Below are 23916 nucleotides of genomic sequence, written 5' to 3' on the forward strand. Positions count from 1 at the left end.
CGTTAATTAACTCCCTCATTTTCAAACGATTACGTTAGAATTAACAGAGTATTGCTATAAGTGGACCAAGCACTACTATGACGACCTATACAACCTGTCATACGCCATCTTGCAAGGCGATGATGACTCAAAAATCATCGTGGTGCAGTTTGGCGAAACGGCGCAGGGCACCACTCACGCCATGACGGGAAGACTGATGTTTGACATGGACAAGTTACGCCTGCTATCCTTTCGCGGGAAGGTGCACAACGAACTCGTAAGAATCCGCTATCGCACGTCGGGCCCCACATCCATGTTTCGCTATTGTCCGCGCGACATCGAAATCCAGATGACCTACAAGCACGACCGCGGATTCGACGAGGTGGCGTCCATTGGCACGCGCATGGTAGTCAACCGAGGCAAGAACGACTACGGTGGTGTCTACTGGAGCACCCTGTTCAACATTGGCAATTATGATATCGGTGAAGGAACGTCTACACGCAAGGAGGACATCTACAACGCCCTGAGCCAACGGGGCAACGACGAAGCCTTCCGTGAGCATTACAAGATCGTGAAAACCACTTCCACCGAAGAGGCCATCATCAGGAAGTTTGAACGCGAGGGCAGCTTCGGAACATTCACAAAGTGACATAAGTTTTGCATCATGCGGCCTCGTCATTTGTGTGGGGCAAAGGCCCCAAAGTGCTTAGTACATGGTAGGCTGCGTTGAGAAACATCGATAGGTAAGCGAAACCAAGGAATAAAAACAAAAAAAATCGCAAGAACGCTTGCGTTTTCCATAGTTTTCTTTTAGCTTTGCTATTGTAAGTAAAAGTCATCATGAAGGCTGGGACCCATCTGACAAATACCCTCTAAAACGAAACAACCATGAAACAACACAAGACCTACAGGCTCAGAAGCCTGACCACCATACTTTTTTTCATGGTATCGCTCTTTCCCATTCACGCCGCGGGGAACGACAGCATCGGTTACTTCACGAAAATTGTGGGGAAGTTCAACCATGTGTTTCCGCAGGAGAAACTGTACCTTCATCTCGACAACACAGGCTATTTTATCGGCGAGACCTTGTGGTTCAAGGTTTACCAAGTTTGCAGCAGCAACGACTCGCTGGGCGGGCGCAGCAACATTGCCTACGTGGAGCTCTACAACACGACAGGCGAAATGGAAAAACAAGTGAAGGTGAAGCTGAATCATGGTGTGGGCATGGGGCAAATCAAACTCGATGACATCCTCCGCGGTGGTTTCTTTGAGATCCGCGCCTACACACGCTACATGCTCAACTGGGGCAAGGACGCCATATTCTCCCGAACCATACCCGTCTTTGAAAAACCCGCGAAAGAAGGAGATTACAGCAATCCCAGGCTCTGGACACCCAGGGCGACCGACGTGCCCAGCAATCGCGACAAGTCAGAAGGCCTGAAGCACAACATCAACGCCAAGTTTTATCCCGAGGGCGGCCACTTGATCAAAGGCTTCAAAACCCGGGTGGCCTTCGAGTTGCTGGACCAACAAGGGCAACGGCTGAAAGCTACCTGCACGCTGAAACAGGGCACGCAGACGCTGATGCGCACACAGACCAACAACGATGGGCGCGGCATGGTGTTTGTGACGCCAAACGACTCGCCCTGCACGCTGTACGTAGTATGCGACAACGGGCGCAGCACCAACATCCCTCTCCCTGCCGCCGAGACATCAGGCGTGGCACTCAGCGTCGACATGATGCAAAAGAGCCAAGTACCCATTCAACTATCAGCCACAGCCGACTGGCAAGGGCAGACTGTTGGCGTGACGCTGATGAACAACGGAAAGGTTTACTTTTGCGAGGAACACACGTTGGGCGACAAGCCCCTCACCTTCTCGGTGCCACGTAGGCAGATGAAAGAAGGTGTGTCGCAACTAACCGTCATCGACGAGCACGGGCAGATACTCGCCTCGCGCATGCTCTTCGGCTATCCCCATACCAAGGTGGCCCCCATCCACATCGCCATGGATAGCGTGACAGGGCGCACCATCAAGATGTCGGCCACCACATTGCCCAACACCACCTTCTCGCTCGCCGTGAGAGACGCAGGCAGCCAGATAAGCGAATGGAACCAAAACGCCGCCTCATGGCTGTTGCTGAGCAGCGACCTGAAAGGCTACATCAACCATGCAGCCTACTATCTCGAGAGCGACGACAATGAGCATCGTCAAGCAGCCGACTTGCTGATGCTGGTGCAGGGATGGCGCCGCTACGACTTCCAAATGATGGAGGGCAAGAAAAACTTCGCCTTCGACTATCCCATTGAGAGACAGATGATTCTCAACGGACAGATTTACCGCACCAAGAAGAAACAGCCCGTGGAAGGCATCGACCTCACACTGGTGCTCAACAATGCTGATGGCGATGCCCTTAAGGGATACACCAAGACCGATAGCCGAGGGCGTTACCGCTTCACCGTGCCCGCCTGTTGGGGCAATGGTTGGACCATGTACGTGAAGACCAGCAAGGAAGACAAGCTGCAAGGCTACTACGTTGGCGTAAGCCGCAACTTCTCGCCCAAACCACGCGCCCTCGACCCTCAAGAGAGGCAACCCATACAACTCCCCGTGCCGCCCATCAACCTGCAAGACGCCATTGACCGTGGCGACCTCACGCTGAGCACCGACAGCATACATGTGCTGCGCCAACTGTTGGTAACGGCCAAGCGCTGGCAGAAAAAGAACTATTGGGAGAGTTATCAGGGCAAGATGAATACGGCCGACCTGATATTCCGTCCAGGCGATGAGGTCGACCAACTGCTCGACAAAGGCATGTCCATGCCCACGCTGATAGAATACCTGAAGGGCAAACTGCCTCAGCTCAAAGGAAGCGACAACGTGTCGGGCTACATGCCTTACATCAAAGACCAATACAACTATTACGACACAGGCCTGACCTATGGGCGTCGCCCCATCATGTGGTTTGTAAACAATCGCTTTGCTTGCGCCACGGGCGTATCAAGAAGAATAAGGAAGCCCGACAACCCCAACAACATAGAAAGCGAGAGAGATGGCGCCGTGGTTCCCTACGCTTTTCCTTTCTATATGGATGAGGTGAGCAAGGTGCTCGTAACAACAGCCAACGCCGACATCAACGATTGGCGCGCCCAGCAGGTTGGCCCCAACGCCATAAAGATCTTTGTGTACCAAAACCCTCAAGGCCGCTATTATCGCAAAAAGCCCAATGGACTGCGCACCACATGGTTCCACGGCCTTACCTACCCCGAGACCTACGAAGACAGAGAGCTAATGGGCATCATACCCAACGAAGATTTCCGCCGAACGCTCCTCTGGGAGCCCAACTTGACAACAGACGCCAACGGCAAGGTGTCGTTCGAGGTCTTGGCCAACAGCACTTGCCACGACTTGTACTATTCGGCAGAAGGAATCACCGAGAATGGACATGTGGTGGTTTCACAATAACCGCCAACAAGATACAAACGCATATCGGCTCCATTATGAACAAATGTATCTTCAGATTACTCATGGGCTTGTTGTGTATGCCCCTATGCATGCAAGCGCAAGACAACAGCCTCAAAGGACGCTTGGAGAAAGCGCCCATACAGGAGAAGGTGTATCTGCACCTCGACAACACAAGCTATTTCATGGGCGACACGCTCTGGTATAAGGCATACGTGGTGAAAGCCAACGACCTCACGCCCACCGATATGAGCCGCATCGTCTACGTGGAACTGGTGTCGCCCGACGGCTTTGTGGTGGAGCGCCAACAGCTCATCGTGTCGGCCGATGGCTATGGGGCGGGCAACTTTGCGCTCACCGACTCACTCTACTCGGGCTACTACGAGCTCCGAGCCTATACACGATGGATGCTCAACTTCAACGTAACGGAAAAGTCGTACAACCGCATTTACCGCGAAGAATTCTACAACCGGAAGATGGCCGCCGACTTCTTTCGCGAATACGGAAGTCTGTATTCGCGCGTCGTGCCCATCTACGAAAGACCACTTCAGGCAGGCGATTACTCCTTGAAGAGCATTGTTCCCCGGCCCCGCCAGCGAGCTCGAAAGGTGCCGAAACCACAGTTGAACGTGGCTTTCTTCCCCGAAGGCGGCAACCGCATTGCGGGCACCTCACAGCGCATAGCCTTCGAAGCGACCAACGAACTGGGCGAGGGAGTGAACCTCATGGGCAGCCTGGGACAGCAATCCATCGTGGCCAACCACTTGGGACGCGGCGTATTCTCGCTCAACAGCAACCAAGACGCATCAGAGAAAGTGGTGTTCAACTATAAGGGAAAGTCGTATTCGTTCGACTTGCCAGTGGCCCAACCGCAAGGAATAGCCATCCATCTCAACCAAGACCAGCTGCAACTGCAAGCCGTGGGACTCAATGCGCCGGCACTAACCATAGCCATTCTATGCCGTGGCGAACTAAGAGACTACCACGACATCAACCTCAACGCAACAGGCGCAGCGTCGCTTCGCCTCAACACCAGCAAGTTGCCAACGGGCGTCAACGATCTTGTGGTGATGACCCAAGAGGGCCAAGTGTTGGCCGACAGGTTGTTCTTCGTTGATCATCATGACCTCAACAAACAACAGATAACGGTCGAAGGTCTTAAAAAAGAATACGGTCCTTACGAGAAAATCAGCTTGAAGCTACAGGCTCCCGCCAACATCAAGACCATGAGCCTGGCCGTCAGAGATAACAGCTACGATACCCCCACCTACGACACGGGCAACATTCTGACCGACCTGCTTCTGGCGAGCGACCTGAAAGGCTTCGTAGCCAACCCCGACTACTATTTCGAAGCAGACGACAGCACCCATCGGGCACGCCTTGACTTGCTGCTCATGGTGCAGGGATGGAGGCGTTATGACGTCAAGGATATCCTTGCCGACAAGCCCCTGCGCTATCAACCCGAGACAGCCATGACCGTGGAAGGTCACGTCTACTCCACCCCATCGAGCCATCCCATCGAGCCCGAAGAAATGCCCTGGTGGCGCATGGGCATATTCGGTTGGACGCTCGACGCCATTAACGCCAGCGGCGAAGCGGGCGAGTTTGGCAAATACTCGGAAAGGTTTAGCAATGGCGAAGGCATGACTTATCTCGCCGAACAGGAGAAGTATGGCGAACCAACGGATAACAATAAGACCCAAAGAGCCGAAGTGGTATCGAATACCGCAACCGACGAACGTGGCGACCAAGAGCCCGAAGCCACCAACCAGACCGATGCGGAGCACGGGGTGGACCATGGCTCGCTGAAGAAAGAAGTGGTCGTAAAAGGCGAGGTGGTGATGGGAACCGACATTTGGCAGGTGGAGCAACGCACCGACAAGGGAGGCCATTACGCCTTTAGCCTGGAGCCGTTCTATGGCGACGCCATCCTGATGATGGGCGCATACGGCGACAACATCTCCAAGAAGAAAAAGAAGAAACTGGACGATTACGACGTGTTCAACGAAGACGCATGGCCCGAATACTACGTCAAACGCGACCTCTTCTATCCCGTTTTTGCATCGAAATACTCATTTTACCAAACCCATCAACCCGCAAGCCAATGGGAAGAGACCTATGAAGAGACCGACACTGTGGAATATGCGGGAACCGAACTGAACGAGTTGAACGTGAAGGCACGCCGTAGGAAGAGCAAACACGCCATTGTTTGGAGCAAGCCCGCCTGCCAATACGACGCCGTGGAACTGTATAACCTGCTGACCGATTATGGCCTGTCGTATGGAAAGGTAAACTTCCGACGCCTGCCCTTGCAGATGAGCATCATGCTGATGGGCAATTACAACGCGAAGCAAATGTTCTTAGTCGACGCGCGTCTCGACCGTTATCTCTTCTATCGCACTTACGTTCCCAACAAGGAACAATCGGATGCCTCACCCGTTACACGCAGCAACTGGGCCGTGTTTAAGGACCTCAAGTTGAAGCGCCTGCAAACAGCGAAGTTCTACACCGACTTCAGTCTACGCGAGGACGACCATCCGGAGATGAACAGCAAGAGTGCCGACGTGGTGGTCGATTACGACATGATGCCACAGGATGCCACACGTTACACCATGCGCGACAGGCGTATCGTGCTCCATGGGTTCACCATGCCCGACGAGTTTTACCATCCCGACTATAGCCAAACGCCATTGCCGAGCACGAAAGACTACCGCCGCACACTCTATTGGAACCCCAACCTGAAACTCGACGGAACTGAAACGCATGTGGATTTCTACAACGGTAGCCGTAGCGCCACGCTCTCCATCAGCGGCGCCGCCATAGGCGCCAACGGTCCTTCCACGCTCTCTCCTCGGTAACCACGGCGCAGGCTACGCTTTGGGTTGGCGGTGGCGGCGCATCAGTCCGTAACGCGCCACCACGGCGAAGCACACAAGGGGAACGGCAAACGAGTAATGGACGCTTGTCAGTCCCATGATAACGGTGTGGCTATCCATCATGGCGGCTTGCAGCAGGGGCACGACGCTGCCTCCCAGAATGCTCATCACCAAGCCTGCCCCGGCAAACTCCAGATGGTGGCGAACGCCCGTAAGGGCCATGCCATAGATGGTGGGGAACATCAGGCTCATGCATCCCGACACGGCCACGAGGCACCATAGGCCCACCCTGCCCTCGATGAGGATTACGCCCACCAGGCAACCGATGGCGGCCAGGGCCAGCACGGCCAACAGGCGCCCAGCCTCTACGCGCGTCAGGAGCCAGGTACAGACGAAACGTCCCACGGCAAACAGGGCCAAGGCGACTAAGTAATAGTGGGTGGTGAGCTGCTGGGCCTCGGCCTCGCCAAGCCCCTCAAGGTCGTAGAACACGTGGTGGCCATAATGCATGAGATAGGTCCAACACACGGTTTGCGCTCCCACATAGAAGAACTGTGCCACAACACCCTCACGATAGTTCTTCGTGCGGAGCAGTTGAACAAACACCGACACCACGCCCTTACGATCGCAGGTGCCGTCGGTGCTGGGCATGCGGGTGAGCACTACGGCGGCCAACACCGCTAAGATGACCAGGCCTGTATAGAGATAAGGCTGCACCAGGATGTCGAGGTCGTGGGCCTTGATGGCATCGAACCGCAAGGGATCGGCCATAAGAAGCTGGCGCCGCGTGGCGCCATCGGAGGGGTCCAAGCTGCCCGAAACGTAGGTAAGGGCCACCATGGCGCCCATGAGCGCGCCAACGGGATTGAACGCTTGCGCGAAATTGAGGCGGCGCGTGCCCGTCGACTCGGAACCCATGGCATAGACATAGGGGTTGCAACTGGTTTCGAGGAACGACAAGCCGCACGTCATGACGAAATAGGCGGGGAGAAAGGCCATGAACGTTCCCGTGGACCGGGCGGGCACAAAGGCCAACACGCCCAACGCATAGAGCGCAAGCCCCATCACCACGCCCGCCTTGAACGAGAAACGCCGGATGAACAGGGCGGCGGGAAGGGCCATGCAGAAATAGCCCAGGTAGAAGGCCACCTGCACAAAACTGCTCTCAAACGTGCTCATCTGGAAGATTAGGCCAAACGACTTCACCATCGGGCTGGTAACATCGTTGGCAAAGCCCCACATGGCAAAGCAGAGGGTTATCATGGCGAAAGGCACGAGAATGCCTACGCCTTCTTTTTTGAACAATCCGTCTTGGTTGCTACTCATGGATAAAATTTATTTAGCGCAAAAGTAACACAAAATGCCATGATAACCAAATAAATATGTACTTTTGCAAATGGAACAACGTAACCCCATCCCTAAAAAAACACACTGAACATGCAGAAACTCTTGTCGCTCCCTCCCAACCTGGTGGGATGCTTCCACGATATTACGGGCTACCCAAAAGACGAATGGTTTTGCACCCACGACCCCATCGGCCACAAATTGGGCTCGGGCGGTGGATCGGTACACTTGCTCATGGAGTATTGGAAGGCTCACGGCAAAAAAGCCGACGAGCGCCTGTTGCTGCTCCATGCGGGCGGCCAGAGCCGACGGTTACCGGCCTACGCTCCCTCGGGCAAGATTCTGACGCCCATCCCCGTGTTTCGTTGGGAGCGCGGACAACGGCTCTCACAGAACCTCCTGCAACTGCAACTGCCGCTCTACGAGCGCATCATGGACAGTGCGCCCAAGAGCCTTCGCACGATGATTGTGAGCGGTGACGTGTATATTCGCGCCACCCAACCCCTGCAACCCATCCCCGAGGCCGACGTGGTGTGCTATGGCTTGTGGCTTGGACCGGAGATTGCCAAAGATCATGGCGTGTTTGTGAGCACCCGCAAAGACCCCACGGCGCTCGAGTGTATGTTGCAAAAGCCATCGGTCGACACGCTCAACCGATTGCAGAAAGACCATTTCTACCTCACCGACATCGGCGTATGGCTCTTGTCGGACAAGGCCATCGAGGTGCTCACCCACCACTCCACCCACAACGGCAAGGTAACGGAATATGACCTCTACGGCACCTTCGGATGCGGCCTGGGCACCCACCCCAGCCAGCACGACGATGAGGTGGCGCAGCTGAAGGTGGCCATCCTGCCCCTGCCCGGTGGCGAATTCTATCACTTCGGCACCTCCCACGAGTTGCTCTCGTCGACCGTGGCCATCCAGAACCTGGTGAACGACCAGCGCCACATACTCCACCACTCCATGAAGCCCTGCCCCAGCATCTTCGTGCAAAACACCATTACGCTGAGGCCCTTCACTGACAGCAACAAGAACGTGTGGGTGGAGAACAGCCATATGGGTGCGCGATGGGAGCTGAGCCACAACAACATTGTGACGGGTGCGCCCGAAAACGATTGGGCGGTAAGCCTGGAACCCAATGAGTGTATCGACTTTGTGCCCATCGGCGAGGAGGCTTGGTGTGTGCGCCGCTACGGCTTCTACGATAAGTTTTCCGGCGATGAACAAACCACCCCACGCTTCCCCCTGCTGCCCAACGCAGCGGCGCTCAACGCCTATATGAACGGCGACAACACGGTGGTTGGCGAGTGGCTATCGGCCGAACAAATATCCACGCAAGCCAACCTGCACCGACTCTGCCTGCAACGGCAGCAATTCCGCGCCAAGAACTGGCAGACGCTTGCCAAAAACCACGAACACAGCGTGTTCTACCAACTCGACCTCGACGACGCGGCACGCGAGTTTCGCCAATACCACATACCCGCTCCCACGCCCATCGGCAACAATGAGCCATTGATGCGGCGCATCAGCGATGCCATGTTCCAATCGGCGATCGCCACCAACGACGCCCTGAAGGCCACGATGGAGCGCAAGGCGTTTGCGCTGCTTCGCGAGGGCCTGACCGACACATTGGCCAACAGCCGGGTGGCGCCACACAAGGTGGCCTACGACGACCAGATAGTTTGGGGGCGCTCGCCTGTGCGCATCGACATTGCCGGCGGATGGACCGACACGCCGCCCTACTGCCTCATGGAGGGAGGAAACGTGATCAACCTGGCCATTGAGCTCAATGGCCAACAACCCATACAGACCTACGTGAAGCCTTGCAAGGAGCCTCGCATCGTGCTGCGCAGCATCGACCTGGGTGCGTCGGAGGTGGTGACAACCTACGAACAGTTGGGGGCCTTCAACCAAGTGGGAAGCCCCTTCTCCATCCCCAAGGCGGCATTGGCGCTCTGCGGCTTCCTGCCCGAGTTTTGCGCCGAGCCCTATCAGTCCTTAGCCGACCAGTTGCACGCCTTCGGGTGTGGCATCGAGGTGACGTTGCTCTCGGCCATCCCAGCCGGTTCGGGACTGGGCACCAGCAGCGTGCTGGCCGCCACCGTTCTGGGAGCGCTCAACGAGTTTTGCGGACTGGGATGGGACAAGGCGGAGATCGGCCACCGCACACTGACCCTCGAACAACTGCTCACCACTGGCGGAGGATGGCAAGACCAGTTTGGCGGATTGCTGCACGGCGTGAAACTGCTGCAAACGCAGGCGGGATTCCATCAGGACCCCATCGTCAGGTGGTTGCCTACGGGCATCTTCACCCAACCCGAATACCAGGCTTGCCACCTATTATACTACACGGGCATCAGGCGAACAGCCAAGACCATCTTGGCGGAGATCGTGAGACGCATGTTCCTCAACCAGCACGAGGAGTTGTCGATCCTGCGCGACATGAAGGCGCATGCCATGACCATGTACGAGGCCATTCAGCGCGAGGACTTTGAGACCATGGGACGATTGGTGCGCAAGACGTGGCAACAAAACCAAGCGCTCGACAGTGGCACCAACCCCGACGAGTGCCAACGCATCACCGAGCTCGTCGACGACCTGTGTCTGGGCTATAAGTTGCCGGGGGCAGGCGGAGGCGGTTACCTCTACATGGTGGCCAAGGATCCTGAGGCGGCGGCGCGCATCAAGACCCTCCTCAACAACCATCCCACCAACGCCAACGCTCGCTTTGTGGACATGACGCTGAGCCACAAGGGCATGCAGGTTTCAAGAAGCTAAAGAGAACCATGGATTTCAGAACACCCATCGACATTCCCCAATCGCCGTGGACCATCGCGCCATGCGAACGCATGTTGTTTGTGGGCTCATGCTTCGCCGACAATATGGGGCAACGCTTCAGCCGTGAACGCTTCCGAACGGTGGTGAATCCCTACGGGGTGATGTATAACCCGGTGAGCATTCGCCACACCGTGGAACGCCTGTTGCACGAGGGGCGGATGCCTTTCACAGAGGGAGAGACGGGCACCTGCGTCTTCACCCTGGGCACCAACCATGTGTATGTGCTTAAAGCCACGGGCGAGATTGTGGACAATTGCCAAAAGCGGCCTCAACGCCTGTTCGACGAGCAGGTGCTCACGGTGGAACAATGTGCCACCCACCTCACACAAACCATGAAGCTCATCCATAGCCGTTACCCACGAGTGCGCTTCATTTTCACGGTGTCGCCCATCCGCTATCGCAAATATGGCTACCACGGCTCGCAACTCTCGAAGGCCACCTTGCTGCTCGCCATAGAAAAAATGCAGCAAGAACTATCGGCGTTGGCGCCTGCCTATTTCCCGTCGTACGAGATCGTGCTCGACGAGCTACGCGACTATCGTTTCTATGGTGAGGACATGCTCCACCCCACTCCACAGGCCATCGACTACATCTTCGAACGGTTTGGAGAGGCTTATTTCTCCCCCCAAACCCAAACATTCCTGCGCGAATGGCGCCCCATCCGTGAGGCCCTGGCGCATCGGCCCTTCCATCCCGAATCGGAGGAACATGCCCGCTTCATCAGCAAAACATTGGAAAAGGCGCGGGCCTTGCAAGTGCGCTTCCCCGAGATGGGAAGTGTGGAGAGGCTTATTCCTCCCGTTGGCGCACAGCCTCAAAAAGGAGAATAGCTGCGCTGACCGACACATTGAGCGAGTCGAGTTGCCCTTTCATAGGGATGCGTATGTGGGCGTCGGCGGCCTGACGCCAAGGCTCGGTCAGACCGGTGGCCTCGGTGCCCATGACCAAAGCGGTGCCTCGGCGCATGTCGGTATCATAATAGAGATGCGAGTCTTGCAGCTGGGCTGTGAGGATACGTATGCCACGCTCCTTCAAGAAGGCGATGCAATCGACCGATGAGCACGCCACGGTGGGCACGGTGAAAATGGCGCCAATGCTCGAACGAATGAGGTTGGGGTTATAAAGGTCGGTAAGCGGATCGCAAACAATCACGGCATCGGCGGCCGCCGCATCGGCCGAGCGAAGCACAGCACCCAGATTGCCGGGTTTCTCCACACGCTCGAGCACCATCAGCAAGGGGTTGTCGGGCAACTGCAGGTCGGCCAACGCCATTGTTTTCACCTTCATCTGAGCCACCACGCCCTCGGTAGAACCACGATAGGCGATGCGCTCATACACCTCGGCAGACACCTCCAACGAAGGGTTGGCGGCGATCACACGCCTCAATTCACCATCCTCGCCCGCCACGAAAAGCAACTGTGGACAATAAAACAAGGTGTCAATCTCGTAGCCCGAGTGGAGACAATGCAACAGCTCGCGCCGCCCTTCCACCACAAACAGACCAGCCTTGCGTCGCTCGGCTGACTTCTGTTGCAACAAGATAAGTTTCTTCACACGTGTGTTTTGTGTGCTTGTAATGATTGTATCTGAACTTTTCATGCGGTTTGTGATCTCATTATTATAAAAAGGTTACTCTTTGTGGATAAAAAGGCTACCACTGAGTAATGACAAATATCGTCCACTTTCTGCAAAAGTAACAAGATTATTTTAATTGCGCAACTATTTGTTTCGCTAAACAACCATCTTGCCAATCAAATTGTAACAGCACTTTACATAGGTGGGGCACAACTGACAAGACCTACGAAATAGGACCTGCTTGTTACATAGATCAACAAGGCTAATTGCCGCTTCTTTTTTTCAAAGCGATTCGCATGTGAAACTCGTGTGAACACAACTGTCATTTGCATGTTGCTCAAAGGAAATGGCAGGCGAATCGAAACGCAAATCACCACGATGGTTGGATGGGCCTCATGGTGTGGGAGCCAAATGCGAATTACGGCAACAATCTATAGTGAAATCTACATCATTGGTAGCAACGACGGAAGGATTGGACGGAAATACGCGATTCTCATCACAATTATACAATCGGTTGATTTACAACAGGTTATCAAAGAAAGAAGAGAATCGTAACTTTTTGCTTAACCTTTTGCGTTGCAAAACATGCCTAACCGAGAGTCGATACATGGTCTTTCGAACCTCGAAACATGGCCTTTCGAGGTGGGGTTAGGTAGGTATCGCAAAACGAAAGATGCCTAACGGTGGGCGCACGGCGAAAAATGGGGACGACAAGCGCAAAAAAACGACCATTTCTGTGGCTGGTTCAACGAAAAACGCCACACAACTTTTGCACCAAAATATCAGACAGAACGTATCGCTCTATGGACGGGATGGCGGGACGAACATTCTCAATCAACACAGATTATTGAGGCGTAAAGCGTCGAAATGATGGCTATGCGCAACTTTCATCCGTTAAACAATGCCCATGCCGAGCATACAAAATGCGGGCAATGACCCAAAAGCCATTGCCCGCACCATCATTCGCTTATAGCGGAATGAATCATTACTCCTTGTTGGAACGCTTGCGCTCGAGGTGGTCGAGGATGATCTTACGCATGCGGATGCTCTTCGGAGTGACCTCCACATACTCGTCGGCCTTGATATACTCGAGACATTCCTCCAGGCTCATGACGGTCTTCGGCACGATGTGGGCCTTGTCATCAGAACCAGAGGCACGCACGTTGGTGAGCTGCTTGGCCTTGCACACATTGATGACCAAGTCGTTGTCGTGGACGTGCTCGCCCACTACCTCGCCTGGGTAAACCTCCTCACCCGGATCGATAAAGAACTTACCGCGATCCTGCAACTTATCGATGGCGTAAGCGTAGGCCGTTCCACCGTCCATGGAAATCATGGAACCGTTGGTACGACGCACAATGTCGCCCTTATAGGGCTGATACTCCTTATAGCGGTGAGCCATGATGGCCTCGCCTTGCGAAGCGGTGAGCACATTGGTACGCAGACCAATGATACCACGCGAAGGAATGTCGAACGTGATGTTGACACGGTCGCCCTCGGTGTCCATACCCGTGAGGTCACCCTTACGGCGTGTAACCATGTCGACCATCTTTGACGAATAGTCTTGCGGCACATTGATATCGAGCTCCTCAACAGGTTCGCACTTCTGACCGTCGATCTCCTTATAGATAACTTGCGGCTGGCCTACCTGCAACTCGTAACCCTCACGACGCATGGTCTCGATGAGCACAGAGAGGTGGAGCACGCCACGGCCCTTCACAATCCACTTATCGGTAGAATCCTCAAAAGGCTCCACGCGAAGGGCGATGTTCTTCTCAAGCTCGCGCTGCAAACGGTCGTTAATCTGGCGCGAGGTGCAGAACTTACCCTCACGTCCGAAGAAAGGCGAGTCGTTGATGGTGAACAGCATGCTCATCGTGGGCTCGTCGACGGCGATGGGAGGCAGCGGCTCAGGGTTCTCAAAGTCGGCGATGGTATCGCCAATCTCAAAGCGCTCCAAGCCGACAACGGCACAGATATCGCCACTCTCCACGCTATCGACACGCTTGTGGCCGATGCCCTCAAAGGTATGGAGCTCCTTGATCTTGGTGCGCTCCTGGGTGCCGTCGCGGTGGCAAATAACGATGTTCATGCCATCGGTGAGCTTGCCACGATGCACGCGACCCACGGCGATACGGCCGGTATAGTTGCTATAATCGAGCGAGGTGATAAGCATCTGAGGAGTGCCTTCGAGCTGCTTAGGAGCCGGAATAACCTCCACAATCTTATCGAGCAGATAGTCGATGTTGTCGGTGGGCTTATTGAAATCGGGGCCCATCCATCCGTTCTTGGCCGAACCATAGACCACGGTGAAATCGAGCTGGTCCTCGGTGGCGTTGAGGTCGCACATCAGGTCGAACACCATCTCGTACACGGCCTCCGGGCGGCAGTTGGGCTTGTCGACCTTGTTGACCACCACGATGGGCTTCAAACCAATCTGCAAGGCTTTCTGCAACACGAAACGCGTCTGCGGCATCGGACCCTCGAAGGCGTCGACAAGCAGCAAACAACCATCGGCCATGTTCAACACGCGCTCCACCTCACCACCGAAATCGGAGTGGCCCGGAGTATCGAGAATATTGATTTTGACGCCCTTCCAGTTGATGGAGACGTTCTTCGACAAAATGGTTATCCCTCGTTCGCGCTCCAAATCATTGGAATCGAGCACTTCGCCGCTGTTGTCCTGGCCGTCACGGAACAGTTTTCCAGCGAGCATCATCTTGTCGACCAAGGTAGTCTTACCATGGTCAACGTGCGCAATAACTGCGATGTTACGAATGTCTTGCATTGATTTACCTTAAAAAATAGCTATATTTATTTGCGTGCAAAATTACTAAAAATAATCGAAAGGCTTGTGTGAATGAATGAAAAGTTGTACCTTTGCACCGCATTTTCGGAAATACCGGAGCATTTGCGGTTGCCAACGGTTTTGATTAAGGCCATAGAGCGACCAACAGATGTTAATGATGCAACCATTATTAATCAACAAACAACATGTATCTTAATTCAGAGAAGAAGGAAGAGATCTTCGGCCAGTATGGCAAGTCAACAACAGACACAGGTTCTGCAGAGAGCCAGATCGCTCTGTTCACCTATCGCATCAAGCACCTGACTGAGCACGTCAAGGCTAACCACAAGGACTATGTGACTACTCGTTCACTGACTCAGCTCGTCGGTAAGCGTCGTCGTCTGCTCACTTACCTGAAGGAGCGCGACATCAACCGCTACCGTGCCATCGTGAAGGCCCTCGGTCTGCGTAAGTAAGCAGCACAGGCGCAAAGCCTGCCGCTCAATAGAAAGAAATTGAAAGAGCCGCATTACCATCAAGGTGATGCGGCTCTTTTTATGCCAAATCGGACATTAGATTCCAATTCTTGTTAGTGCTTAAATCCTAACAATCCACTTGTTTCGGCCTAATGTCCAACTTACGATTATGTTTGTTAGACGTTGTCGAGAATCTCGCGCAACGGCACCATGACAAACTCACGCTCCCGCATGCGAGGATGGGGAATGACCAAGTCGGGCTCGTCAACACTGAGGTCGTCGTACAACAAGATGTCGATATCGATGACGCGATCGTGATACTGCCCATCGGTAGTCTTCATCGTGCGTCCCATCTCGCGCTCAATGTTCTGTGTGATGGCCAGCAATTGGCGCGGCGTCTGGGTTGTCAGGCAACACACGCAGGCGTTAATAAACTTATTGGGCGACGTGAAGCCCCACGGCTCCGTCTCCAACAACGACGACTGCCGCTCCACCTCGCCCACTCGCTCGTTGAGCAAGGCGATGGCCTCACGAACCAGGCGTTTGCGGTTGCCGATGTTGGAGCCGATGCTGAAATAAACGTGATGCAACATAGCCAGAAGCTTAAGGTTCATCGAAAAAGGCGTGCGCCTTAGTCGATAATGAGCAGACTGTCGCCGAAGCAGCCAAACATGTAGCCATTCTTAAGTGCCTTGTCGTAGCACTCCATTACGGCATCATAACCTCCAAAGGCAGCCGTCGACATCATGAGGGTCGACTCAGGATGGAAGAAATTGGCCACCATGCAGTTGGCCAAGCCAAAGTCGTAGGGTGGGAAGATAAACTTGCTGGTCCAGCCATCATACTCCTTGAGCAAGCCGTCGGTGCCCACAGCAGTCTCGGTGGCCTTGGCCACGCTCGTTCCGATGGCGCACACACGGTGTCCCGAAAGCTTGGTCTGGTTCACAAGGTCGCACGCCTCCTTGGTGATCTGCATCTGCTCAGAGTCCATCTTGTGCTTGGTCAGGTCTTCCACCTCAATCTGCGAGAAGTTGCCCAAACCGCAATGCAAGGTGATATAGGCAGCGTTCACACCCTTGATCTCCATGCGCTTCATCAGCTCACGACTGAAATGCAAGCCAGTGGCAGGTGCGGTGACGGCTCCCTCGTGCTTGGCAAACACACACTGGAAGTCGGTGACATCGTCTTCCGTGGCATGTGAGTGGACATGCATGTTGCTCATGGTGGGATCGGCAGGACGACCGTTGAGCACGTAGTCGGGCAACGGCATCTCGCCCAACGAGAACAACTCCTCCTTGAACTGTTCGTGCGAGCAGTCGTAAAGGAAGCGCAGCGAACGGCCACGGCTCGTGGTGTTGTCGTAAACCTCAGCCACCATGGTGCCTACCTCGTCGAAGAACAACTTGTTGCCAATGCGAATCTTACGCGCCGGCTCCACGAGCACGTCCCACAGGTGGGTCTCCTCGTTGAGTTCACGAAGGATGAACACCTCGATCTTGGCGTCGGTCTTCTCCTTGGTTCCATAGAGACGAGCGGGGAAAACCTTCGTGTCGTTCATGACGAACGTGTCGCCCTCGTCAAAATAATCCAAGATATCGCGGAACTCTATGTATTTGCCCTCAATGGGGTTGCCCTTCTCATCCTTCTTGAACATCTCGATCTCGCCCGTGGTGCGATGCAGCACCATCAGACGAGCCTCGTCGCGACGCGTTACGCGGAACGACTCCTTGGAGCCGTCGTCGTTGGTAAACTCACGAACAAGACTATGCGGATACATAGCAATCTGCTCTTGGGGCAACTTAAACCTGAATTGTGACAGTTTCATTTTTTCTTTGAAGTTTGAACTTAAAAACATAAACATCGCGCCCCATTGGGCTACAAGTGGGCACGACGAACGTTATTATTTGATAGGTGTAGGGATGTTAGCCAATGGGCTTTTTGCCTTCCACCCGATTGTGTTTTTTCTCCTCTTGCTTCGGCATCACCACGTCTTGCTCTGCCAACCACTCACAGAAGTGGTCGAAGCTGATGCAGTTGTCGACCGTGAAATCACCCACTCGCGTGCGCCTCAGGTCGGTGAGGTACGCGCCACTTCCCATGGCTCTACCCAGATCACGGGCCAAAGCACGGATGTAGGTGCCCTTGCCGCAGACCACGCGGATGGATATGCGATGTTGCTCGGCGTCGAAATCGGTGAGCTCTATCTCATCGATGCGGACGCGCTTGGGCTGCAACTCCACCTGCTCGCCATTGCGACGAAGCTGGTACGCACGCGCACCATCCACCTTGCAAGCGCTATATGTGGGTGGCACCTGATCAATGTCGCCCACAAATTGCGGAAGGGTCTCGAGCACCAACTCCTTGGTAATGTGGCGCCAGGGGTAGGTGTGGTTCACGGTGTGCTCGCAGTCGTAGCTATCGGTGGTGGCACCCAACTGAAGGGTGGCGGTGTATTCCTTAGTGTGGCTCTGCAATTCCTCAATACGCTTGGTGCATCGCCCCGTGCATAGAACGAGCACACCAGTGGCCAAAGGGTCGAGCGTTCCTGCGTGACCCACCTTCACCTTCTTGCCCAAATATTTGGAAAGCAGGTAGCGTATGTGGGCCAACGCTCCGAAACTCGACATGCGATAGGGCTTGTCGATGGCGATGATCTCGCCTTGTATGAAGTCCATTTGCATTCGTTGACTCGCTGGAGGATTAGAGGATGCTAAATATGATGACGCCGAGACCTACCACTGCGCAATACACAGCGAAGTAGATGAGCTTGCCGCGCTTCACGATGTCGACCATCCAACGGCAGGCCAGGCATCCGAAGATAAACGCAGCGATGAATCCAACGATGAGCGACGACAAGGGGATGTCGCCCATAACGGTGGCCACACCGCCCTTCATCATCTTAATCACGTCGAGCAAAGCCTCGCCCAAAATGGGAGGAATGACCATGAGGAAAGAGAACTGTGCCAGCTTCTCCTTCTTGTCGCCGAGCAACAAGCCTGTGGCGATGGTGCTTCCTGAACGCGACAGGCCGGGCATCACGGCGCAAGCCTGGGCCAAGCCAATGATGAAAGCGTCCTTGAAACTAATCTTTTCCTTCTGACGGGGTTTGGCGAAATAAGAGAAGGAGAGCAGGGCTGCGGTCAACAGAAGCATGATGCCCACTATGAGCAAGCCTGATCCGAAAATCTCCTCCACCGCATCTTTGAAGAACACACCAACGATACCCACGGGAATCATCGACAGGGCAATGAGCGCTGCGTAGCGTGTGCCCTCGTTCCAAGAGAACTTAAAGAGGTCGCGGAAGATCCACACGATCTGCTTCCAGAAGATAACCAACGTGCTCAACACCGTAGCCACATGGACGGCAACGGTAAACGCCAGGTTGTCGGCTCCTTCCACATCCATGAACGACGACACAATGGTCAGGTGACCACTGCTACTGACGGGCAAATACTCCGTAAGACCCTGGATGATACCTAAGAGAATAGCTTGAAGTTCGTTCATACCTTATTAATCCTCCTTCTTTTGTTCGTCGAGTTGCTTGTCGGCACCATTGTCCTTGGGCTTGCGCACAATGGCATAGATCATAGAGACGAATCCCACGAAGCACACCACGGGAGCCACCTTAATGCGACGTGCGCTAAAGATGTCGGGATTGAACGCTTCCTCGGTCGACGACGGACCGCTCATCAGGATAAAACCGATGACTACGATAGCGAAACCGATGGCCAACAAAATGAAGTTGGTACGGTCGAATGCTAAATTTCTTCTATCCATAGTTAGAATTTCAACTTTACGAAAGGCGGCCGAGCCACACGGGATTCCACCAATGCTCAACTGGCGGAACCGCTTAGGGCCGCTCCCCTCTCGCGATTTATTTGAATGATAAATTAAATTTTATAGAGTTCGCCAGCCTTCATCTTCAGGAACTTGTTGACGGAAATGCAGGCACACATTGCGGTTATAATGATTCCAAAGAGGAACACGGCAATGGCGGTGATGGCCATCTCCTCCCATGAGATGACAGTCAGCACGTCGGGCTCGTAGCAATAGAGCAGATACATGCCGCCACCCAGCACTGCACACGCCAAGATAGCTGCCAACATGCCTGTGGCGATGGCGCGACGAAGGAATGGCCAACGGATGAAGCCCCACGACGCTCCCACCAGTTTCATGGTGTGAATGGAGAAGCGACGCGCATAGATTCCCAAGCGCACGGTGTTGTTGATCAGCGAGAACGACACGAAGGTGAGCAGCACCGCCAGGACGAGCAGCACCAAGCCGATCTTCGTGAGGTTGCGGTTCACAGCCTCAACGAGGTCGCGCTGATAGTTGATCTCCGACACTTTCGGATATTGCTTAAGCTCCTTGGCTATCCACTTCAACGAGTCGTTGTTGGCATAATCGCTCTTCAACGTGAGGTCGACCGACGACGGAAGCGGATTGACACCATCGGTAAACTCCGACGGGTCGGTACCCATCTCCTTGGTAGCCTCTTTCAAAGCCTGTGTCTTACTGATGAAATGGATGCTCTTGATGTAAGGGCGCTTGGCCAAGCCGCGGCACATGGTCTGCGCCTCGGTGTCGGTCATGTCCTGTTCGAGCATCATGGTGACCACCAAATTCTCCTTGACGTATGACGACAAGTTGCGCCCCAGCAATGTGGAGAAAACAACCAGTCCCAAGAGGATAAGCACCAGAGCGGTGCTAATACAAAGCGTGACCGATTGCAGGCGTATAGAGCGCCTACTGGCCTTTTTTCGTTTATGTCCCATTTTCAAATGGCTATAATAACCCAAATTTGCATGCAAAGTAACAAAAAAAATGTCACAAACAAGAGAGTTTAACGTGTGTTAACTTCAACCCTCAGATAATTATCTGTATCTTTGCAGGTCGAAGGATGGGCCACGCCCTCCGGGAAGGTCATCCGAAACCCATTATAAGCCAAACAAGAATCATGAGCACTATCATTTTTCCAAGTCCCATCTATGGACCCGTTCACAGCCGCCGCTTGGGACTGAGCTTAGGCATCAACCTGATGCCGGCCGACGGTAAGATTTGCACTTTCGACTGCATTTATTGCGAATGCGGTTTCAACAAGGATCATCACACCCATACCCACCACCCCTCACGCGAGGAGGTGGCCGAGGCTTTGGCTCGCCAACTGGAAAAGATGCACAACGATGGTGAGCACCCCGATGTGCTGACGTTTGCCGGAAACGGTGAGCCCACCAGCAATCCCCATTTCCCCGAAATCATCGACGACACCATCCGTTTGCGCGACAAGTGGTGCCCCGACGCGAAGATCAGCGTGCTGAGCAATTCCACGTTTATAGGTCACGAACGGACACGGCAGGCCTTGATGAAGGTGGACAATAACATTCTGAAACTCGACACGGTCGACGCCGACTACATCCAGTTGACCGACCGCCCCGCCCAACCGAGCTACGACGTGATGAAGGTGATTGAGAACATGAAGCTTTTCAATGGCCACGTCATCATACAGACCATGTTTATGAAGGGAACAACCGTCGACCGCAAAGGCCAGACGGTGTCGGTCGACAACACAAGCGACCGATATGTGGAGCCGTGGTTGGAAGCCGTGAAGGCCATCAAGCCCCAAGGTGTGATGGTTTACACCATCGACCGCGAGACCCCCGACCACAACTTATGCAAGGCTACCCACGAGGAGCTCGACAGCATACGCGACCGAGTGGTGGCCGCAGGCTTCCCCTGCACCGCGTCTTACTAAGGTGCGCAAGTCCCAACCATCTCCCAAACCACTACGATTAGTGGCGAACAACAACATAGGCAAACCGCCCCATTCACTTCAACCATGAAATACCATATAGAACCCGCAACGCCCGACCAGGCGCCCAGCATTGCCCCCCTCATCATGATGGCCATGGACGAGGATTGTTGCCAACACTTTGCCGGGCCCCACCACACGCTGGACGAGTTCCGACAGATGATGACGGGCTTAGTGGCTCGTGACGACAGCCAGTACAGTTACCGCAACGCACTGGTTGCCAAGACGCCGAAGGGCGACATCGCCGGCGTCATCATCGGCTACGATGGCGCCCACTTGCATTCGTTGCGACGGGCTTTCCTCGAAACGATCAAGGAGCAGATGGACCGCGACTTCTCGGGCATACTCGATGAAACGCAGGCGGGCGAATACTACGTCGACACGCTGGCCGTGAACCCCGAGTACCGCAAGCAAGGCATCGCATCGGCCTTGATGCTCGAACTGATACGGCGTCATGGTCGACGCCAACCCGTAGGACTGCTGGTCGACCTGACGCATCCGTGGGCCGAGCGATTGTACGTGGTCTTGGGATTCCGCTTCGTCAACATGACCACATGGGGCGGCCACGACATGAAGCACATGCAGTACCCTCCCCGCTGCTTGTGGGCTGTAGGCAACGCCCTGCTTGAGAAGTACCATGATGAGGAATGGGGCGTGCCGCTTCACGACGAGCACCGCCTCTTCGAGATGCTTGTCATGGAGAGCATGTCGTGTGGCCTGTCATGGCTCATGATGCTCGAGCGCCGCGAGGTATTCCGCCAATGCTTCGCAGGTTTCGACCCAGAGCATGTGTCACGGTTCACCGAGGAGGACATCAACCGCATCCTCAACACCAAGGGCATGATTCGTTCGCCGCGCAAGGTACAGGCCATGGTCTACAACGCCAAGGCTTTCTTGCAGGTGGCTCAGGAGTTTGGTAGCTTCGACCTGTACATCTGGCATTTCACGAACCGACAGACGTGGCGCTACCCCAGTCACCAAAACAAGGAATGCACCCGCAACGCCCTCTCCGACCTTGTGGCCAAGGACATGAAGAAACGTGGATTCAAATATGTGGGATCCATCATTATCTACTCGTTCTTGCAAGCCATCGGCATCATCAACGACCACACCGACGCATGCCTATCATACGCCCAACAGGCTGAAGGAAACATCATCAAGGAAGAATGAAACACCTTACCCTCGACAACCTCGACATCGCAGTAGACCTTTACGTGCACGACAATCCCGTGGCGTTGCTCATCCAACCGCTTGAGCGGAAGGAGGTGGCCACCATCGGCCACGAGGTGGCGCTGATAGCCCAACACACACCGCGCCCCTTCGTCATGGCTGCCTTCAAGATCGACGACTGGCATTTGCAGATGTCGCCTTGGCACGACGACGCCATCTCGCGGCGCGAGGAGGTGGGCCATCACGCCGAAGAAACGCTACGGTTTATTACCCACCGCCTGTTGCCCGTGTTGCAACAGCGGTTTGGCGACCTACCCGTCGTCCTGGGCGGCTATTCCCTGGCTGCCCTCTTCTCTCTGTGGGCTGCCACACAAACCGACGTGTTCACCGGCATAGCGGCCGCCTCTCCCTCGGTGTGGATCGATGGTTGGCAAACGTTTGCCAGTTCTCACCCCACCCTTTCTAAGGTGGCCTACCTGAGCATTGGCCGCAAGGAGGAGCATGTGCGCAACCTCTCGATGGCACGCGTTGGTGCCAACATCCGCTTCGAACAGCAACTGTTGGAGCAACAGCTCGGCCCTAACAACACCACGCTCCAATGGAACGAAGGCGGCCACTTCGACCACATGGACGCTCGCACCGCCCAAGCCTACGCCTGGACCCTCAACCGACTCCAAGAGCAAGCATAGTCCAGGTCCGCCCCACCAGGGGCTTTCGCACACATCATACCCACCATTGTAAAAGGGGCTGGAATGGTTTCACAACCATCCAACCCCTGTTACATAATAATTATAGGTATGAATTATAATTTTCCTATGATTCCGAGTTTCGTGCTCTGAATAAAGTTCACCACATTTCTCACGGCTGATCCGTCGGGCACCTGCTCCTTGATCTGGAAGGCGGCGTCGAAGACCGACGTCTGTCCATGGAACACGAGGCGGTAGGCGTTGGCCAGATGGTTGAGCACCTTGTCGCTGATGCCATGGCTACGCAGCATCTCTTGGTTCAGCCCTGCATAGCGCACGGGGTTGTCGGTGGCCACGATGAAAGGCGGCACATCCTTGCTCACACGGCATCCGCTGGTCACCATGGCAGCTGTTCCCACACGAACCTGTGCGTTGACGATCACGCCTGATGAGAAGATGATGCCACTGTGTATCTCGCAGTCGCCAGCGATCTTGGTACCATAACCAAACACACAATAGTCGTGCACGTCGGTGTCGTGACTGATATGCACACCCTCCATGAGGAAGTTGCGGTTTCCGATGTGTGTCTTGCCTGTGGCATAGGTGGCACGGTTGATCACCACGTTCTCGCGAATGATGTTTTCATCGCCAATCTCAAGGGTGGTAATCTCACCCTTGTAGTTGAAGTCTTGTGGCTCAGCGCCGAGCACCGTGTTCTGGTACACCTTGTTTCCACGTCCCAGACGAGTGCCGTTCATGATGCTCACATAGGGATAGATGACGCAATCGTCGCCTATCTCCACGTCGCCCTCGATGTAAGCGAAGGGATAGATGGTAACGTTGTTGCCGATCTTCGCCTTAGGGTCGACGTATGCTTGTGGACTTATGTTGTTCATAATCTGAATGCTTT

19 protein-coding genes are annotated in these 23916 nt (G+C 54.6%); 9 read left to right on the top strand and 10 right to left on the bottom strand.

All coding sequences use genetic code 11. The features are described 5' to 3' along the window. Positions 1-109 precede the first annotated feature (109 nt). From KM934_RS03965 to KM934_RS03975, 3 genes are all read left to right on the top strand, one after another. Positions 110-628, top strand: a complete 519-nt coding sequence (locus KM934_RS03965; protein ID WP_215759328.1) for a hypothetical protein — start codon at positions 110-112, stop codon at positions 626-628. A gap of 239 nt (positions 629-867) precedes the next feature. Then, complete coding sequence (locus KM934_RS03970) at positions 868-3444, top strand: hypothetical protein (RefSeq protein ID WP_215759329.1); 2577 nt, start codon at positions 868-870, stop codon at positions 3442-3444. Between the two features lie 35 nt (positions 3445-3479). Next, positions 3480-6299, top strand: coding sequence for a hypothetical protein (locus KM934_RS03975; RefSeq protein WP_215759330.1), 2820 nt, complete (start codon positions 3480-3482; stop codon positions 6297-6299). A gap of 12 nt (positions 6300-6311) precedes the next feature. Here the strand turns inward: KM934_RS03975 and fucP are convergent, their stop codons facing one another. Next, positions 6312-7643, bottom strand: a complete 1332-nt coding sequence (fucP, locus tag KM934_RS03980) for an L-fucose:H+ symporter permease (RefSeq protein ID WP_215759331.1) — start codon at positions 7641-7643, stop codon at positions 6312-6314. A 111-nt stretch (positions 7644-7754) separates the two neighbouring features. Here fucP and KM934_RS03985 point away from each other — a divergent pair, with 111 nt between their 5' ends. Together KM934_RS03985 and KM934_RS03990 are read left to right on the top strand one after the other, a co-directional pair. Then, positions 7755-10442, top strand: a complete 2688-nt coding sequence (locus tag KM934_RS03985) for a bifunctional fucokinase/fucose-1-phosphate guanylyltransferase (RefSeq protein WP_215759332.1) — start codon at positions 7755-7757, stop codon at positions 10440-10442. An 8-nt stretch (positions 10443-10450) separates the two neighbouring features. Then, the gene (locus KM934_RS03990; RefSeq protein WP_215759333.1) at positions 10451-11332 is read left to right on the top strand and encodes a GSCFA domain-containing protein; all 882 of its coding nucleotides are present in this window, start codon (positions 10451-10453) and stop codon (positions 11330-11332) included. Here the strand turns inward: KM934_RS03990 and KM934_RS03995 are convergent. Together KM934_RS03995 and typA are read right to left on the bottom strand one after the other, a co-directional pair. Beyond that, positions 11292-12101 (bottom strand): TrmH family RNA methyltransferase, encoded by an 810-nt coding sequence (locus tag KM934_RS03995; RefSeq protein WP_215759334.1) that lies wholly within the window; start codon positions 12099-12101, stop codon positions 11292-11294. The two genes, KM934_RS03990 and KM934_RS03995, sit on opposite strands and share 41 nt — an antisense overlap. A gap of 961 nt (positions 12102-13062) precedes the next feature. Further along, positions 13063-14865: a translational GTPase TypA gene (typA, locus tag KM934_RS04000; protein WP_215759335.1), complete on the bottom strand. Its 1803-nt coding sequence runs from the start codon at positions 14863-14865 to the stop codon at positions 13063-13065. Positions 14866-15071: 206 nt separating this feature from the next. On the opposite strand from typA, the gene rpsO reads away from it, so the two are divergent. Further along, positions 15072-15341 (top strand): 30S ribosomal protein S15, encoded by a 270-nt coding sequence (gene rpsO, locus KM934_RS04005; RefSeq protein ID WP_215759336.1) that lies wholly within the window; start codon positions 15072-15074, stop codon positions 15339-15341. A gap of 176 nt (positions 15342-15517) precedes the next feature. Here rpsO and folK read toward each other — a convergent pair whose 3' ends face one another. The 6 genes from folK to KM934_RS04035 form a co-directional block, all read right to left on the bottom strand. Next, the gene (folK, locus tag KM934_RS04010) at positions 15518-15934 is read right to left on the bottom strand and encodes a 2-amino-4-hydroxy-6-hydroxymethyldihydropteridine diphosphokinase (RefSeq protein WP_215759337.1); all 417 of its coding nucleotides are present in this window, start codon (positions 15932-15934) and stop codon (positions 15518-15520) included. A gap of 38 nt (positions 15935-15972) precedes the next feature. Beyond that, on the bottom strand, positions 15973-17166 hold the full coding sequence (gene queA, locus KM934_RS04015; protein WP_215759338.1) for a tRNA preQ1(34) S-adenosylmethionine ribosyltransferase-isomerase QueA: 1194 nt from the start codon (positions 17164-17166) through the stop codon (positions 15973-15975). A 97-nt stretch (positions 17167-17263) separates the two neighbouring features. Further along, entirely contained in the window at positions 17264-18016 is a 753-nt protein-coding gene (gene truB / locus KM934_RS04020; RefSeq protein ID WP_215759339.1) for a tRNA pseudouridine(55) synthase TruB, read from the bottom strand. A 25-nt stretch (positions 18017-18041) separates the two neighbouring features. Further along, complete coding sequence (locus KM934_RS04025; RefSeq protein WP_215759340.1) at positions 18042-18845, bottom strand: undecaprenyl-diphosphate phosphatase; 804 nt, start codon at positions 18843-18845, stop codon at positions 18042-18044. A gap of 6 nt (positions 18846-18851) precedes the next feature. After that, positions 18852-19118 (bottom strand): DUF3098 domain-containing protein, encoded by a 267-nt coding sequence (locus tag KM934_RS04030; RefSeq protein ID WP_215759341.1) that lies wholly within the window; start codon positions 19116-19118, stop codon positions 18852-18854. Between the two features lie 113 nt (positions 19119-19231). Continuing rightward, positions 19232-20116: a cell division protein FtsX gene (locus tag KM934_RS04035; RefSeq protein WP_215759342.1), complete on the bottom strand. Its 885-nt coding sequence runs from the start codon at positions 20114-20116 to the stop codon at positions 19232-19234. 182 nt (positions 20117-20298) lie between these two features. On the opposite strand from KM934_RS04035, the gene KM934_RS04040 reads away from it, so the two are divergent. The 3 genes from KM934_RS04040 (at position 20299) to KM934_RS04050 (ending at position 23009) form a co-directional block, all read left to right on the top strand. After that, positions 20299-21093 (top strand): radical SAM protein, encoded by a 795-nt coding sequence (locus KM934_RS04040; RefSeq protein WP_215759343.1) that lies wholly within the window; start codon positions 20299-20301, stop codon positions 21091-21093. Between the two features lie 84 nt (positions 21094-21177). Beyond that, positions 21178-22320: a GNAT family N-acetyltransferase gene (locus KM934_RS13275; protein WP_215759344.1), complete on the top strand. Its 1143-nt coding sequence runs from the start codon at positions 21178-21180 to the stop codon at positions 22318-22320. Further along, a complete protein-coding gene (locus KM934_RS04050; RefSeq protein ID WP_215759345.1) occupies positions 22317-23009 on the top strand; it encodes an alpha/beta hydrolase-fold protein in 693 nt (230 codons plus the stop codon). The genes KM934_RS13275 and KM934_RS04050 overlap by 4 nt, the downstream gene beginning before the upstream one ends. A 113-nt stretch (positions 23010-23122) precedes the next feature. On the opposite strand, the gene lpxA is transcribed toward KM934_RS04050, so the two are convergent. Next, complete coding sequence (gene lpxA, locus KM934_RS04055; RefSeq protein WP_215759388.1) at positions 23123-23905, bottom strand: acyl-ACP--UDP-N-acetylglucosamine O-acyltransferase; 783 nt, start codon at positions 23903-23905, stop codon at positions 23123-23125. Positions 23906-23916: the final 11 nt, after the last annotated feature.

The organism is Hallella faecis, assembly GCF_018789675.1.
Lineage (GTDB): Bacteria > Bacteroidota > Bacteroidia > Bacteroidales > Bacteroidaceae > Prevotella > Prevotella faecis.

Excerpts from the sequence above, each read along its gene's own strand:
- KM934_RS03970 (WP_215759329.1), top strand. The coding sequence starts at position 868 with ATGAAACAACACAAGACCTACAGGCTCAGAAGCCTGACCACCATACTT.
- KM934_RS03975 (WP_215759330.1), top strand. The coding sequence starts at position 3,480 with ATGAACAAATGTATCTTCAGATTACTCATGGGCTTGTTGTGTATGCCC.
- fucP (WP_215759331.1), bottom strand. The coding sequence starts at position 7,643 with ATGAGTAGCAACCAAGACGGATTGTTCAAAAAAGAAGGCGTAGGCATT.
- KM934_RS03985 (WP_215759332.1), top strand. The coding sequence starts at position 7,755 with ATGCAGAAACTCTTGTCGCTCCCTCCCAACCTGGTGGGATGCTTCCAC.
- KM934_RS03990 (WP_215759333.1), top strand. The coding sequence starts at position 10,451 with ATGGATTTCAGAACACCCATCGACATTCCCCAATCGCCGTGGACCATC.
- KM934_RS03995 (WP_215759334.1), bottom strand. The coding sequence starts at position 12,101 with ATGAAAAGTTCAGATACAATCATTACAAGCACACAAAACACACGTGTG.
- typA (WP_215759335.1), bottom strand. The coding sequence starts at position 14,865 with ATGCAAGACATTCGTAACATCGCAGTTATTGCGCACGTTGACCATGGT.
- rpsO (WP_215759336.1), top strand. The coding sequence starts at position 15,072 with ATGTATCTTAATTCAGAGAAGAAGGAAGAGATCTTCGGCCAGTATGGC.
- folK (WP_215759337.1), bottom strand. The coding sequence starts at position 15,934 with ATGTTGCATCACGTTTATTTCAGCATCGGCTCCAACATCGGCAACCGC.
- queA (WP_215759338.1), bottom strand. The coding sequence starts at position 17,166 with ATGAAACTGTCACAATTCAGGTTTAAGTTGCCCCAAGAGCAGATTGCT.
- truB (WP_215759339.1), bottom strand. The coding sequence starts at position 18,016 with ATGGACTTCATACAAGGCGAGATCATCGCCATCGACAAGCCCTATCGC.
- KM934_RS04025 (WP_215759340.1), bottom strand. The coding sequence starts at position 18,845 with ATGAACGAACTTCAAGCTATTCTCTTAGGTATCATCCAGGGTCTTACG.
- KM934_RS04030 (WP_215759341.1), bottom strand. The coding sequence starts at position 19,118 with ATGGATAGAAGAAATTTAGCATTCGACCGTACCAACTTCATTTTGTTG.
- KM934_RS04035 (WP_215759342.1), bottom strand. The coding sequence starts at position 20,116 with ATGGGACATAAACGAAAAAAGGCCAGTAGGCGCTCTATACGCCTGCAA.
- KM934_RS04040 (WP_215759343.1), top strand. The coding sequence starts at position 20,299 with ATGAGCACTATCATTTTTCCAAGTCCCATCTATGGACCCGTTCACAGC.
- KM934_RS13275 (WP_215759344.1), top strand. The coding sequence starts at position 21,178 with ATGAAATACCATATAGAACCCGCAACGCCCGACCAGGCGCCCAGCATT.
- KM934_RS04050 (WP_215759345.1), top strand. The coding sequence starts at position 22,317 with ATGAAACACCTTACCCTCGACAACCTCGACATCGCAGTAGACCTTTAC.